The organism is Chitinophaga oryzae (assembly GCF_012516375.2).
In the GTDB taxonomy this organism is placed as follows: domain Bacteria; phylum Bacteroidota; class Bacteroidia; order Chitinophagales; family Chitinophagaceae; genus Chitinophaga; species Chitinophaga oryzae.
The window spans coordinates 58,425-72,776 of sequence record NZ_CP051204.2 but is presented as its reverse complement, the minus strand read 5'-3'; the positions used below and the strand labels follow the sequence as shown (position 1 = coordinate 72,776).

11 protein-coding genes and 1 pseudogene are annotated in these 14,352 nt (G+C 51.3%); 6 read left to right on the top strand and 6 right to left on the bottom strand.

Translation table 11 applies throughout. The features are described from left to right. Nucleotides 1–8 precede the first annotated feature (8 nt). On the top strand, nt 9–332 hold the full coding sequence (locus HF324_RS00285) for a Dabb family protein (RefSeq protein WP_168808324.1): 324 nt from the start codon (nt 9–11) through the stop codon (nt 330–332). Here HF324_RS00285 and HF324_RS00280 read toward each other — a convergent pair. Genes HF324_RS00280 through HF324_RS00270 form a run of 3 tightly spaced genes read right to left on the bottom strand, consistent with a single transcriptional unit; the run spans nt 329 to nt 5,256 of the window. Further along, the gene (locus tag HF324_RS00280) at nt 329–2,887 is read right to left on the bottom strand and encodes a DUF3857 domain-containing protein (RefSeq protein WP_168861719.1); all 2,559 of its coding nucleotides are present in this window, start codon (nt 2,885–2,887) and stop codon (nt 329–331) included. The genes HF324_RS00285 and HF324_RS00280 overlap by 4 nt on opposite strands. A 28-nt stretch (nt 2,888–2,915) precedes the next feature. Further along, complete coding sequence (locus HF324_RS00275; protein WP_258539376.1) at nt 2,916–4,007, bottom strand: DUF2891 domain-containing protein; 1,092 nt, start codon at nt 4,005–4,007, stop codon at nt 2,916–2,918. A gap of 13 nt (nt 4,008–4,020) precedes the next feature. Further along, nucleotides 4,021–5,256 (bottom strand): NAD(P)/FAD-dependent oxidoreductase, encoded by a 1,236-nt coding sequence (locus tag HF324_RS00270; protein ID WP_168808320.1) that lies wholly within the window; start codon nt 5,254–5,256, stop codon nt 4,021–4,023. A 132-nt stretch (nt 5,257–5,388) separates the two neighbouring features. On the opposite strand from HF324_RS00270, the gene HF324_RS00265 reads away from it, so the two are divergent. The 4 genes from HF324_RS00265 (at nt 5,389) to HF324_RS00250 (ending at nt 8,407) form a co-directional block, all read left to right on the top strand. Beyond that, on the top strand, nt 5,389–5,691 hold the full coding sequence (locus tag HF324_RS00265; RefSeq protein WP_168808318.1) for a YbaB/EbfC family nucleoid-associated protein: 303 nt from the start codon (nt 5,389–5,391) through the stop codon (nt 5,689–5,691). Between the two features lie 303 nt (nt 5,692–5,994). Continuing rightward, nucleotides 5,995–7,239, top strand: coding sequence for a PepSY-associated TM helix domain-containing protein (locus HF324_RS00260; RefSeq protein ID WP_168861718.1), 1,245 nt, complete (start codon nt 5,995–5,997; stop codon nt 7,237–7,239). Between the two features lie 237 nt (nt 7,240–7,476). After that, nucleotides 7,477–7,842, top strand: coding sequence for a DUF7674 family protein (locus HF324_RS00255; protein ID WP_168808306.1), 366 nt, complete (start codon nt 7,477–7,479; stop codon nt 7,840–7,842). Next, nucleotides 7,829–8,407: an N-acetyltransferase gene (locus HF324_RS00250; RefSeq protein ID WP_168861717.1), complete on the top strand. Its 579-nt coding sequence runs from the start codon at nt 7,829–7,831 to the stop codon at nt 8,405–8,407. Before HF324_RS00255 ends, HF324_RS00250 begins: the two co-directional genes overlap by 14 nt. A gap of 48 nt (nt 8,408–8,455) precedes the next feature. Here the strand turns inward: HF324_RS00250 and HF324_RS00245 are convergent, their stop codons facing one another. The 3 genes and pseudogenes from HF324_RS00245 to HF324_RS00235 form a co-directional block, all read right to left on the bottom strand. Beyond that, nucleotides 8,456–9,154 carry a hypothetical protein gene (locus HF324_RS00245; RefSeq protein ID WP_168808304.1) on the bottom strand — a complete coding sequence of 233 codons (699 nt, stop codon included), beginning with the start codon at nt 9,152–9,154 and terminating at the stop codon, nt 8,456–8,458. A 60-nt stretch (nt 9,155–9,214) separates the two neighbouring features. Beyond that, nucleotides 9,215–10,170, bottom strand: a pseudogene (obgE, locus tag HF324_RS00240) (GTPase ObgE). Between the two features lie 245 nt (nt 10,171–10,415). Next, nucleotides 10,416–11,003, bottom strand: coding sequence for an adenylate kinase (locus tag HF324_RS00235; RefSeq protein ID WP_168808302.1), 588 nt, complete (start codon nt 11,001–11,003; stop codon nt 10,416–10,418). A gap of 356 nt (nt 11,004–11,359) precedes the next feature. On the opposite strand from HF324_RS00235, the gene HF324_RS00230 reads away from it, so the two are divergent. Further along, nucleotides 11,360–14,263, top strand: a complete 2,904-nt coding sequence (locus tag HF324_RS00230) for a serine hydrolase domain-containing protein (protein WP_168861716.1) — start codon at nt 11,360–11,362, stop codon at nt 14,261–14,263. Nucleotides 14,264–14,352: the final 89 nt, after the last annotated feature.

Sequence of the window (14,352 nt, the reverse complement as noted above, 5' to 3'; positions counted from 1 at the left end):
TATTAAGCATGAAAGCATTAGAGAAAAAGCTCGTACACGTGGTGAATTTTTATCTGAAACCCGGATTGTCTGAAGACGACAGAAGACGTTTTGAAGCAGGTGTGAGCAGTCTGCATACGATCGATGACATCGCTATTTTTAACGTAGGCAAACCGGCGCCGGTGGTAGACAGCCCTACCATCGACAAAGATTATGACTACTGTATGCTATGCGTGTTTGAAAACCTGGAAGCGCACGATCGTTACCAGGCGCACCCTGTGCATATCAATTTTATAGAGCAGTGCAAACAGTACTGGTCCCGGGTGGTGGTCTTCGATTCTGAAACCATTTAATTATCCCGCAGCAGCGCCGGATGCGGCATAATAAAGGTTGCTTTCGCACGCGGGGACATCAGCAGATAAGGTACCCAGAGGGCCATGCGCAGCAGTGGCCATACAATGGAGTCCGGATCAAGCAGATTTCCCTGTGTGCTTTCCCCGAAATAATAACCATGAATACGGTGAAAGAAAAACAGGTACAGCGTATTGATAAAGTAATAGGTCGCCAGCGCAAAAGGAAAGGTGTCTCTTTTGTTGAAGAACAGCACCGCCAGTAGCACCGAATAGCACAGCAGAAAAACCCGTATCACCATATCTCCGACCAGGAAGAGCTGTACCACTGTGACATTCCCTATATCCCTGCGAGCAGCGATGCTTGTCCACGTTTCGTAATTAAACACCTTTGCCTCACAGAGGAACAGCACGTCAGACATGGGAGAGAATACCAGCCCGATAGCCAGCAGTGACAGCCAACCCCCAATGGGCAATGGGTCCAGCGGATGTTGCACCGGCAGCAAAGAGTGTTTGTAATACTGCGTGCCCAGGTAGGCAAATACCGCTACGGCACAGATGGCCAGCACAATCGCCAGCCAGTTGCCATTGCCTGCGGGCTGACCTATAGGCTGCAGGAGGGCGGGCTTCAGCGTCAGGTCCAGCGAAGTGGTCTTTTGTATTTCTTTCACCTCCCGGGCATACTGCGGCATAAATGCCGGCGGCACATGGTCCCGAAACGTCTTCAGGAAATAGGAGAGTACAATCTGTTTGCCGGTGCGGGTAGCGGTGAAGTCGAACTGATAGTAGTCGTTTTTGATATGCAGCGGTTTTTCATCCAGCGACCATTCTATGGGTGTGTTAATGATGATCTGGTAATCCTGGTCAAAAGGGTATTTAATGGCCAGGGGAACCATCCTGTTTTCGTCTGTCACATAAGGCAATATGTCTGATGGTGACTGGGCGATGATGGAAAAGAGGAGTTTGCGGTTGGCGCTGTCTTTTTTCCAGAGGTGACGGATCACATAATGCTCCCGGGTGCGGAAGATGTTGCTGTCAGCGTCATCGCGCAGCTGGAGGGAGTCTTTCAGTGTCATTTCTCCATAAAACTTCCGGTAGAAAGTGAGGAAGGTAGCTTCTTTGTCCTTGAGGCTGGCGGACGCCATAGCAGCTCTTTGCGCATCGGCGTCTTCGCGGTACCAGGCGGTGCTGGCCAGGAGGGAGCCGTCCTGACCTTCTTCCTCCGGCAGGGTAAGCGTTTCCCGGATAACAATATGCCCGTTGTTCTCTTTACGGATCGGTGTTAGCCGGGTAGCAGTGTCCGTGATCACCAGCGCCAGTTGGAAGTCCGGTTCGCAGAAATCGGCCAGCCGGCCCCGCTGATAGGAGAGGGTGGCATCCAGCCAGCAGGTTTTGTCTCCGAGCGTGGCGCAAACAATGGCATGATTGAAGGAGGTGGGAGAGGGAAGCCGTTGACTGACGGCCTCTTTCAGGTCGGTATTTACATAGGCCATGTTGGCGCTGATGCCGTTTCCGTTGAGCAGGGTGCACAACAGGAGGGACTTGTCTTTACAGTCGCCGAAGCGTTGTGCCAGTACTTTATCGGGTGTATTGGGGCGGTGGGAGTATTCCCCCATTTCGATGCCCATGTAGCGGATATCGTCCTGCACAAAACGAAGGGCTGCCAGCAGGTAGGCTTCCTTGCTGTTACCGGCCTGTTGTTTCAGGGCGGCGATTTTATTTTTGACTGCAATGCCCGGAGGTGCGACGGTATTGATCCTTTGCGCCCACTGCGCTATTTCCTGCCAGCTGTTGTATTCACTGATTTGCAGGCGGGCGAAGGGATTGTACCACGAGGGCAGGTTGCTGAAGTTGTCGGTATCCTGCAGGTTGATGTTATGCCATTCGTAGACGGTAAGCCCGTTCCAGTTGCGTTGTTGAGGCATTGTAGCCTGGTTGAACGCTTTGAAGTGCAGCTGCCTGCCGGGGCGGGCGATGATGTTCCGGTAGAAGTTGACCACCGGTTCTGCGGCCACCTGGTAATATTCTTCATCGATTTTGTTATCGAAGATGGGGTTGGCGCCGGTAAGGGAATAGCTGTATTCTATCTGGTCGCCTTTGCGTACGTCTTCCAGGATCAGCCACGCAGTGTAGGTGCCGCTGTAGATAAAGCGGGAGAGTTCTTCTTCCTGCTGCAGTACTTTAAAGGAGGCGCCGGCGAGGCGGTTGATTTCGCGGCCGTCGCGTTTGATGACGATGCGGTGGAACGTCAGTTTTTCGTATTGCGGATCATAGTCTACCGATATTTCCGAGCCGTTTTGAATGCCGGCTTCGGAAACGATCTGGCGGACGTAGTGATGGTAGTCGCTTTTCAGTTCTGCGTGGTATTGTGTTTCTGCCAGCAGCAGGTAGAAGCCGTCGCTGATGTGTTTGGCGTTGGGCTTTTGCTGGAGGTTGGGCTGCCAGGGAACCAGCCAGGAAGGGGCGGGGCCGGTGCTGACGGCTTTATGCTGTGCTTGTGTTACTGCCGGCATGAGTGCCAGCAGTAACAGCAGTATTGTTTTCAAGGTACGGGTCATAGCTGGGGATTAATACGTTCCGTACAGCCTATTGCTGTTCTGCCGTAAGCAGGTATACGGCAAAGGAGGCCAGCCAGTGTTCACCGGCATAGTCGCCGCTGGCGATCTGCGGGAAAGAGGTCAGCAGGTGTTTGTTGGCGAGGGCCTGGATGGCCTGCTGGTTTTTGCCGCCGTGGCGGGCGATAGCATCGAGGCACCAGGTGCGGCTGAGATTGAGGCCGTCGAGGTGCACGAGTTTACCATCGGTACGGTCTTTTACCTGTCCGGGTTGCAGAATGGTAATAGGGTTCTGGAAGAGGCCTGGCAGGAAAGCGTATAGCCATGGGCGGTATTCTTTTTCCGGCATGATACGGCGCATCAGGTCTGCTTCTTCGAGGCTGGGAGAGAGGAAGTCGTAGCCGCCGGGCTCCCATGCTACCGGAGCGTTTTTGTCTTTGCCATAAAAGCGCATGGCCGCATCGTGAATGGCGGTTTGCAGGGCTTTATCGCCGGTGGTCTGTGCATAATCCCAGGCGAGGCACAGGCCGAAGGCCAGGTTCGTATGTTCGCCTACGCGGATAGGGTACATCAGTTTTCCGAGGAAATCCACATATGCGGTGGCAAAATGGCTGGCCAGCGGTTGTACGTTGCGGCTGAGTTCTTTGCCCAGAGGGTCGTTCCAGGTCAGAAGTTCCCGTTGCAGCTGCAGCAGCCAGCTCCAGCCATAGATGCGTTCAAAGCTTTTGTTTTCTTTGCCCTTAAACAGCTGCAGTTCTGTCTGAATATTTTCTGCGGTGAGGTGCTGCGCCAGCCTGGTGCGGATCTCTGCCGCCCTGTCCATATCGGGGAACATTTTCAGCAGGCGTACCAGCATCCAGTGGCCGTGAACGCTGCTGTGCCAGTCGAAACAGCCGTAGAACGCCGGATGATAACCCGCCGGAGCGCCCAGCAGGGAACTGTCCGGAAACACCACACCTGTTTTATAAGGGAAAGGAAGGTCCAGGCATTTCAGCGGCAGCGCGGCCAGTTGGTTGGCCGTCTGGACCGTCATCTTGGGCAGTTGTTCAGTGCTCATGGTCTGTTTTTGAGCATGAGCGATAGCAGTGGAAAAGCAGATGGCAAGCAGAATGATGTATCTCACAGGGATGATTGGATTATCGGTTAAATAATAACTTCACATAAAACAGGGGATTGCCCAGTCGCTTACGGAGGTCTACCTCGTGGAACATGCACATCATCAGCTCCTTCAGTTGTTTGTTGCGGGAGCCTATTTTCATCAGCAGGTTAAACAGCCACGGGTATTTGATCAGTTTTTGCAGTTTGGTGCTGACTTCCATTTCCGGTCCGAGAATGCGGTAAATCTCTTTATCGTAGCCGCCGAGGAAGCCGTCGGAGTAGTCGTTGGCCGCGATGGCTGCTGCAGCCTGTTTGGCGGCTATCTGGCCGGAATACAGTGCGTTGCCGATGCCCTCGCCGGTGAAGGGGTCGATGAGGAAACCCGCATCGCCGACCAGCATATACCGTTCGCCATGCAGCTTCCGCCTTTTGCTGCCCAGCGGGAGACCGTAGCCGTCGATGGTACCTTCCAGCGTAGCGTTTTTAAAGCGCTCTTTCATGATCGGGTCGGTGGCGAGGGTGTCGAGCATCAGCTTTTTCAGGTTCACTTTTTTGTTGCGCACGGTGGTGCTGAGCATACCTACGCCCACATTGGCTTCGCCATTGGGAAGCGGGAATATCCAGAAGTAACCGGGCAGCATGTTTTTCAGGAAGTGCAGTTCAATGAAAGCATCCTCGTGCAGGCCTGACACGCCTTTATAATAGGCCCTAAGACCCGCGATGTAGTGGTCCGGTTCCATTTTGATGCCTGCCACCTCTTTGGTGAAGGCGGAATGGGCGCCGTTGGCTACCAGTATAAGGTCGGCTTTCACCTGGAAAGTCCCTTCCTTGTCCGACAGGTGATAGCCATCCGGCCGCAGTTCATATTTATCGATGCTGACGCCTTCGAACAAGCGGATCTCCGGCCGGCGTTTCAGCTCTTCCACCAGAAAGTTGTCGAAGTCTATACGTTTGCAGACAAACCCCCGGGGATCGCTTTTATCCTGCTGATAGTCGGCCTTGTAGGGGATGTCCATGCCGATACGGTTGGGGGCAACGAAGGTGACGCCCCAGCTGTTCATTTTAAAAACAGCCTGCTGTAACCGCTCGCCGATGCCTTTGTCTATTCTTTCAAGGATGGTTAAAACTTTTCCGCTGAGGCCATCGCCGCAGACCTTATCCCGTGGAAAAACGGCTTTGTCCACTACGATACATCCGATGCCCAGCTGTGCCAGTTGAAGGGCTGCACATGCCCCGCCCGGACCGGCACCAATAATACAAACTTTAGTCTCCATTTTTTAAGCTGATAACTTATACCTGATGGTAAGATACATAATTGTTGCTTGTGGCTAACGTATATTTAAAATATTGAATATTAAAACGGTGTGGTAAAAACTTATCTTTACGGCCCTAAAAAAACACAAGATATGTTTGGTGATTTATTCGGCAAGCTGACGCAGATCCAACAGAAAATGAAAGAAGGGAAAGAGCGTCTGGCTAAAGTTACGCTGGAAGGCGAAGCTGGCGACGGTGCGATTAAAGTAACAGTGGATGGCAACCGTCAGGTAAAAAGTATTGAAGTGGCGGAGCGGCTGATGACGCCGGAGCATAAAGAAGAACTGGAAGATCTGCTGCTGACAGCGCTGAATCGTGCATTGAAAGATGCGGAAAACACGTGGGAAGCAGAGATGAAGAGCGCTGCCGGCGGTATGCTGGGTGGTCTGCTCTAGTTTTCTCGCAAAGCGCGCAGAGATTATTGATATTATTAAGAACGCAAAGGAGCGAAGACCAGTTTTATTTGTTCATTTATCCATTTACTCATTTGTTTATTATAAGAAAATATAATATTTAAATGGCTGAATACTGAGTGGGTGAATTAAAACTGGTCTTCGCTTCTTTGCGTTCTTATTAAACAAATGTTGACCTTAGATATCTTTGCGTGGAAAAAATTCCGGATTGCGTAAATCTTTTTCCTCTTCCGCAAGTATATTTCGCGTCACGGATCGTTTTTTTGCGGTTGGATCAAGTCTGATATGAAAGTTTTTTTTCGCCGTATTCACTTATACCTCGGGCTGGCGGCCGGCCTGGTTATTACCATCAGCTGTCTGACCGGTGCTTTACTGGTATTTGAAAAGGAGCTGACGGAAGCATTTAATCACAGCCGCTATTACGTAGCGCCTGAAAAGGAACGGTTACCGCTGGACCAGATCGCCGAGATGGTGAAGCAGCAGGTGCCGGGCGCGGGTATTTCCCGTATCCAGGTGTATGCAGATCCGTCCCGTTCCCTGGCCGTTCAGCTGGACGAAGGTAAAAAGGGCGGGATGAGCAAAGAAGCGCGCGGGGAAAGTAAAAAAGAGGCCGGCAAAGAAATGAAGCCTGCCGGGGATAAAGCTGTCAGGGCCGGCGGTAAAGAACAAAAGAAATCAAAAGGCCGCACCGCCTTTGTTAACCCGTATACCGGCAAGGTGATAGAACTTTACAGTTATCAGAAAACTTTCTACTACCAGATATTCTCCCTTCACCGTTGGTTATTGGCCGGAGACACCGGCAAGATGATCACCGGTGCCAGCACCCTGATTTTCCTGTTCATTCTCATTACCGGCATCGTATTATGGTGGCCTAAAACGCGTAAGATACTGCAACAGCGTCTTAAAGTGAAGTGGGACGGGGGCTGGAAAAGGCTGAATCATGATATGCACGTGGTGCTGGGCTTCTATGTCTGCATCTTCCTGTTTGTATCGGTATTTACCGGCCTTACCTGGTCGTACGAATGGTTCAATAAAGGGCTGTTTGCTGTGCTGGGGGCGTCTCCCAAGCCCATGGAAGCGCCGGCATCGGTCGTTGCGCCGGAGACGACCGGTAACATCTCCTATGAGGCGGCTTTAACGCAGGTAAAACAGCAGGCGCCCGATGCGCAATATTATGCCGTGGCGATGCCGAGAGACAAAGAAGCGTCTATACAGGTGACCCTGCTGCCCGCCGGCGCATTGAACGAGGCAGCTACCACCAGTTACTACCTCGACCAGTTCAGCGGTAAGGTATTGAAGTCGCAGACTTTCAGTGAAAGAAACCTTGGCCAGAAGGTAAGGGGCATGATCAAACCGCTGCACACCGGTTCCATCTTCGGGCTGCCGTCTAAAATTTTTGCACTGCTGCTGGCTTTGCTCGGCGCTACTTTCCCTACTACCGGTACCATCCTGTGGATCAACCGGACCATGAAGAAAAAGAAAGCCGCTAAGAATAAGCGCAGCGTGGTTCCGCCGCTGGCTGCCGCCTGATATTCACAGATAAATAATTGAGGTAAAGCCTGACGCCGTAAAAGGTGTCAGGCTTTACTGTTAATTGCCGTGGCCGGCCTTGCATTTTTTGAAAACACCATGCAGAAACGGAAGACTTTTTCCGTTTGGCATCTTCCTGTAAATTGTTAAAAATCCTTATTCCTGCTGTGTTTTAACGTTCCCTTGCTGTTTGTGGAATACCATTTGGCATTAGCTGATCAGTAACAACGATCAGCCATGATAAACCAATACGAAGTGCCGGCTTATATAGAAGATCATATACCGGCACTTAAAAAAGCTTTACATCAGTTTCCGGCGATATTTCACATATACGACACCGTAGGATGTTTCAGTGAATATACCGACCGGCAATTGCGGGAACAGAATTTTCCGGTGGCCGGCAGATGTCTGCAGCTGGCCGGGAAGCTATATGAACGCGGCAATGAAGTGGTAAGGGGCGCCATCACCCGGGTATTTGTGCCGGCGCTTAGTAAAGTGCCACTGGGCGATGCCGTGAACCGGATCAGGATTTATGGCCTGATACCGGATGCGATTTATGGTCTTTACATACAGCAACAACTCATTTACAATGGAAACAGATGAGGAGATAATTGTCAGGGTAGCGACGCCGGAAGACGTGGACTTTGCGCTGCCCATTGTGGCCGAAATGGAATCTTCCGCCAAAGCCAGGGGAACTGGTATCGCGAAGCGGAATCCATTGGATATCAAGAAAAAGATCCTGCAGGGGAATGGGGTCATCGCTTTTACGAAGAGTGGTTTCTGGGCGGGGTTTTCTTACATACAGGCCTGGCAAAACAACCGTTTTGTGTCGAACAGCGGTTTGATAGTGTCACCGGCTTTCAGGGGACTGAAAGTGGCGGCGGCCATCAAAAAGAAGATATTCGAGTTAAGTCGTTTTTTATATCCATCTGCAAAAATTTTCAGTATCACTACCGGTTTGCCGGTGATGAAGTTAAACAGCCGGCTGGGCTTCCTGCCGGTTACTTATTCCGAAATTACTACTGACACCCGTTTCTGGGAAGGGTGTAAGAGTTGCATTAACTATCCTGTTCTGGTGGGTCATCAATTTGCGAATTGCCTGTGCACCGCTATGTTGTTTCACCCGCCGGAACTGAAAACCCCTGTTCTGTTAAGTACAGCCGATTGATATGAACCGGTGATGCGTCTGCATTGCCGGTTCTCTTTTTTAGTACTGTCAGGGCGTTACCTGGATAACCAGCAGTTTATTGATTTTGGTGGGGGAGTTGCGCAGGGTGCCGTTGAACTTCAGGAAGTAGGTGGTGATGACCGCCTCGGGCAGGGCCTGCAGGAGGGCTACCTGGTTAAAGAGCGCTTGTCCGTAGTGTTTTTTTACGTGTTGTTGCAGGCTTTCGAGGGTGGCGTCCTCGGGCAACCGGTTGGTTTGCGCAGCGGTATATTTCCGGCAGATAAAAAAGTTGCTGGCTTCAGGGTGAAGCTGTTCCCACTCGCTGCGGTAGTGTTTCCATTGACGGAGCACCTGCCGTCCTACGCGTGCGCTGGTTTCGAAGCGCTGCCATACTTTTATTTTTTCGGCTTCGCCGGTGGTAATGGCCAGCATCTGGCCTTCGATGGTGCGTTTGGGCTCGAGTGAAAAGTAGAGGGTATCAGGATGTTTTTCAAAGTCATTGCGTTGCTGGTCTGCCGAAATCCAGTCGAGCGAAAAATAGCAGTCACCGAAACGCACATACGTCGTACTGTCGCGGCTTACTACAGACACTTCATTGGACGCGACTTTTTCAGCTGACGGCGCCGGGAGGGCTATCAGCTGCATAGTATCGATCTGGACGGGTTTTTCCTTAACAGGTGTTTTTGTTTGTTGGCAGGCCGTCATCAGCAGGGATGCCGGCAGTACAAGCTTTAACAGTGTTTTCATAGTAAGTGGGATCGTGTAACGAAACATGGACGTTTTATTACAGGTCCCTTGCCCTGTCAGTTATTCGGCGCTAACGGTGCCGGCTGTACTTATCTGGTTGTCTTTGTCTGTCAGGGCTTGCCACAAGATATCTTTCAGCTCAGTGATTCCCTGCTGTGTGACAGAGGAGATAAATACATGCGGCACATCTTCCGGCAATTCTGCTGCGATGGCGGCTTTCAGTTCGTCATCGAGCATATCGCTTTTACTGATGGCCAGCAAAAACTGTTTATCCAGGAGCTCGGGATTATACTGTTCCAGTTCGTTGACCAGCACGTCAAACTCTTTGCGGTGATCGGCGCTGTCGGCAGGAATCAGAAATAATAAAACGGCGTTTCTTTCAATGTGTCGTAAAAACCGGTGACCCAGTCCTTTGCCTTCGTGGGCGCCTTCGATGATGCCCGGAAGGTCTGCCATGCAGAAGGATTGGTTGTCACGGTACGCTACCATCCCCAGTTGGGGGTGAGGGTGGTGAAAGCGTAGTCTGCCACTTTGGGTTTGGCGGCGGAGATAGTGGAAAGGAGGGTGGATTTGCCGGCATTCGGGAAACCTACCAGTCCTACGTCGGCCAGTACTTTCAGTTCTACGATTTTCCAGCCTTCCTGCCCGGGCATGCCGGGTTGAGCATATTCCGGTGTCTGGTTGGTAGCCGATTTAAAGTAGGCGTTGCCGCGGCCGCCCTGGCCGCCGGGGATCCAGATCACTTCCTGGCCATCGTGGAGGATTTCCGCTTCCACGCGGCCTGTTTCTTCGTCTTTGGCAGTAGTGCCCAGCGGTACTTCGATGATAATATCCTTTCCAAAGCGGCCGGTACAGTTGTCGCCACTGCCGTTTTCACCGTCTTCTGCCAGCAGGTTTTTATGCCAGCGCAGGTGCAACAGGGTCCATAACTGAGCGTTCCCTCTCAGGATCACGTGTCCGCCTCTGCCACCGTCGCCACCGTCGGGGCCGGCCATCGCATTGAACTTGGTACGCATAAAATGCATACTGCCTGCGCCGCCTTTACCAGACTTACAAAATACACGGATATAATCTACGAAGTTCGCTTTTTCCACTAATCAATATTTTTAAACCAAAATGGCTGCTGCCAGAAAATAAAACGCAAAGATCGTTAAGTTTGAGCGAATTTGGTACACTTTTCCGGTGTCCTTAGCTCCTAACTTACAATCTTTGCGTGTTATATAAGGTCTGTATGTCTTTCTAATGGCGGGATAAAACCCCTTTATACCTTCTCTGCTACCAGTTCATTCAGTTCTTTGCAGAGCAGGTCAAATACTTCCGCTTCACTGCCATCTCCCTTCACTTTCCTGAACTTGCCGAATTTTGCGTAGTGGTCAGCTACCGGCGCTGTTTTATTATGATATTCCACAATACGTGCTTTTACCACGTCTTCAGAGGAATCGTCGCTACGGCCGGAGGTTTTACCGCGGTTCAGCAGGCGCTTGATCAGTTCATCTTCCGGTACTTCGAGGGACAATACCACCGAGATAGCCGTTTTTTTCAGGGCCAGCAATTTGTCCAGCGCTTCTGCCTGGGCGGTAGTACGGGGAAAACCGTCAAAAATGAAACCCCGGGCGTCCGGATTGGCGTCCAGCTTGGAGCTGATCATACCGATCACCACTTCATCCGGTACCAGTAAACCCTGGTCCATAAACTTGGTGGCTTCCATGCCCAAAGGTGTTTTATTGGCTATCTCTGAACGCAGCAAATCGCCGGTAGACAGATGTATAAGCCCGTACTTATCTATTATCTTAGCACTTTGTGTACCCTTACCGCTACCGGGAGGGCCAAATAAAATGAGATTGACCATGTTTTATTAAAATCTACTTTACTCGCAAGGTTGCAAATATAACAAACAATTGAATGTATTGGTAACTAAAATTGCGATTGGTTAAAAAATATAAAAGATTTAGACAAAATAGTAAAGATATTTTAATATTTATAGCGGAACTGTAAAATATCTTCAATAGAATATTCTAATTTAACGAATATCTGGCGATTTGACAAAAACATATACGGTTTTTTAATAATTATTTGATAGTCAGGCACTGGTAATGAAATCTTGCCCGATTATTTGTAAGTTTATGACATGAGGAAACAATTACTGGTTGCAGGACTGACAGGCTTGCTGATGACCGGGAGCGCTATACCTATGCCCCCGGCGCTATGAACAAAAAGAAGAACAAGAAAGTCAACACCATCACCAAACGGCCACAAGATACGGCTTCACAGTGGGTTGACAGCGTATTCCAATCTCTGACACCGGCAGAACGCATTGCGCAACTAATCGTGATCAGGGCTCACTCTAACTTCGGACAGGACCACATTAACGCCGTGGCCAAAGATATCCGCGACAACAAAGTCGGCGGCGTCATCTTCTTCCAGGGCGGCCCCGTGCGGGAAGCCAACCTTACCAACTACTACCAGTCCATCTCCAAAGTACCGCTGCTGGTGTCCATCGACGGCGAATGGGGCCTCGGGATGCGCCTCGACAGCGTTACCTCCCTCCCCCGCAACATGATGATCGGCGCCACCCGCGATACCGCACTGGCTTATGAAGCCGGCCGCGTCATGGGCGAACAATGCAAACGCATCGGCATCCATCTCGACTTCGCTCCCGATATGGATATCAACAATAACCCGAACAACCCGGTCATCAACGACCGCTCCTTCGGCGAAAACAAATACCTGGTGGCCGGCCTTGGCGTCGCCGCCATCAAAGGTATGCAGTCTACCGGCGTGATGGCCTGCGCCAAACACTTTCCCGGCCATGGCGATACCAATGTGGACTCCCACTTTGACCTGCCTTCCATCAACAAGAGCCGGCAGGCGCTCGATTCCCTCGAACTGTATCCTTTCCGCGAAGCGATCGCCGCAGGCGTAGGCTCCGTCATGGTAGGGCACCTCTTTATTCCCGCGATCGATAACAAGCCTAATACGCCCACTTCCATTTCCTATAAAGCAGTGACCAAACTGCTGAAAAACGAACTGGGCTACAAAGGCCTTATCGTCACCGATGCGCTGGAAATGAAAGGCATCGCCAAATTCTACTCCAAAGGCCAGGAATCCTTGCAGTCTTTGCTGGCCGGCAACGACCTCATGATCCTGCCCTCTACCGCCTCCGGCAGTATATCCGCTATCATGAAGGCTATCAAAAAAGGACAGATCAGCCAGCAGGAAGTGGATGCCCGCGTTAAAAAGGTTCTCCACGCCAAATATGACTTAGGTCTCTGGAAACCACAACGCATTGAGACAAATAATCTCACTAATGATCTAAACGCGCTGACAGACACCCTGACGCGCCGCATCGCGGAAAAAGCCATCACTCTCGTAAAAAATGACGATAAACTGATACCGTTCTCCCCGGCCATGACCCAGCAGAAACTGGCCGTGATCGCCGTCGGCGCCGATGGCAACAATGCTTTCCTCGACGCTGTCAAAGCCTACAAGCCCGGTACAGACGCTTTTATCTTCACCTCCCGTCAAACGGTGCAACAGATAGCGCCGATTGTATCCCGCATCCAGCGTGACTATAAAGCCGTGATCATCAGCGTGCACAATTTCAGCCGCCGCCCGGCCAATAACTTCGGCCTGACGCTGGCTGAACGCCTGATCGTCAGACAGCTGCAATCGGAAATGCCTTCCGCTACCGTGGTATTCGGCAATCCGTACGCTATCCAGCACTGGTGCGACGCCAAAAATATTGTGGCTGCCTACGAAGATGACAACATCACCCAGAAAGTAGCGGCAGACCTGCTGTTCGGGAAACTGGGGCCCAAAGGGAAATTGCCGGTAACGGTATGCCCCGGCCTGCCCGAAGGAACCGGCATCTCCTATGATGTAGACCTGTATACCGATCTGCCTGCCGTCACCCCCGCCGAAGCAGGGATGAACGAAGCCCGCCTGGCCGGCATCGACGCCCTGGCCAATGACATGATCGCCCGTGGCGCCGCACCCGGCTGCGAGGTGCTGGCCCTGAAAGACGGAAAAGTCGTTTACAACCGTACTTTTGGTCACTACGAATACAACAGCCAGGAGCCGGTTTCTCCCGGTGCCATCTACGACCTGGCCTCCGTTACCAAAGTATGCGCTACCACCATCTCCATCATGCGCCTGTATGATGAAGGTAAAGTGAGCCTCGACGGAACGCTGGGGGAGTATCTGCCCTTCGTACAGGGCACTGACAAATCCGGGCTGAAAATAAGGGACATCCTCCTGCACCAGGCAGGACTGGTAGCTTTCATCCCGTTTTACAAGGAAACTTTATACCCCGATGGCCGGCCGGATACCGCGCTGTATCACAGTACCCCGGACGAGCTTCATTCCGTGCAGGTAGCGGAAAACATGTATATGGACCACCGCTATGTGGACTCTATCTGGAAAAAGATCCTCGATAGCAGGGTAAATCCCCATCAGGGCTATGTTTACAGCGACCTGGATTTTTTATTCCTGGGGAAAATAGTAGAACAGGTGACCGGCAAAAAATTGGACCAGTACGTATTGGAAACGTTTTATAAACCGTTAGGACTGGCCACCACCGGCTTTCTGCCGCGGGAGCGGTTCCAGTTGCCTTTGCTGGTGCCCACCGAACGGGAGAACTTTTTCCGGATGCAATTACTGCGTGGTTTTGTGCACGATCCGGGAGCAGCCATGCTGGGCGGCGTAGCCGGTCATGCCGGCCTGTATTCCAACGCACACGACCTGGGGGTAATTATGCAGATGCTGCTGAATAACGGCGCTTTCGGAGGCGTACAGTATATCAAACCGGAAACGGTAAGGTTGTTCACTGCTTACAACAGCAGCATCAGCCGTCGCGGACTGGGTTTCGACAAACCGGAGAAAGACAATAATACCCGCCGGGAAAGTTATCCTTCCAAACTAACTTCCGGCGCTACTTTTGGGCACACCGGCTTCACCGGCACCTGTGTTTGGGCAGATCCCAACAGCAAAATGGTGTTTATCTTCCTGAGCAACAGGGTATATCCGAATGGTGGTTCCAATGGCAAGCTGTCTGCCCTCAACACAAGAGGTAAAATGATGGATGTGGTGTATGAAGCGATGAAACCGTAACCATTTAGAAATTTAGAAATTTTGATATTTAGAGATTTGGGAATTTAGAGCTTTTGATATTTATTAAAATACGAAGGAGATTATCAGAC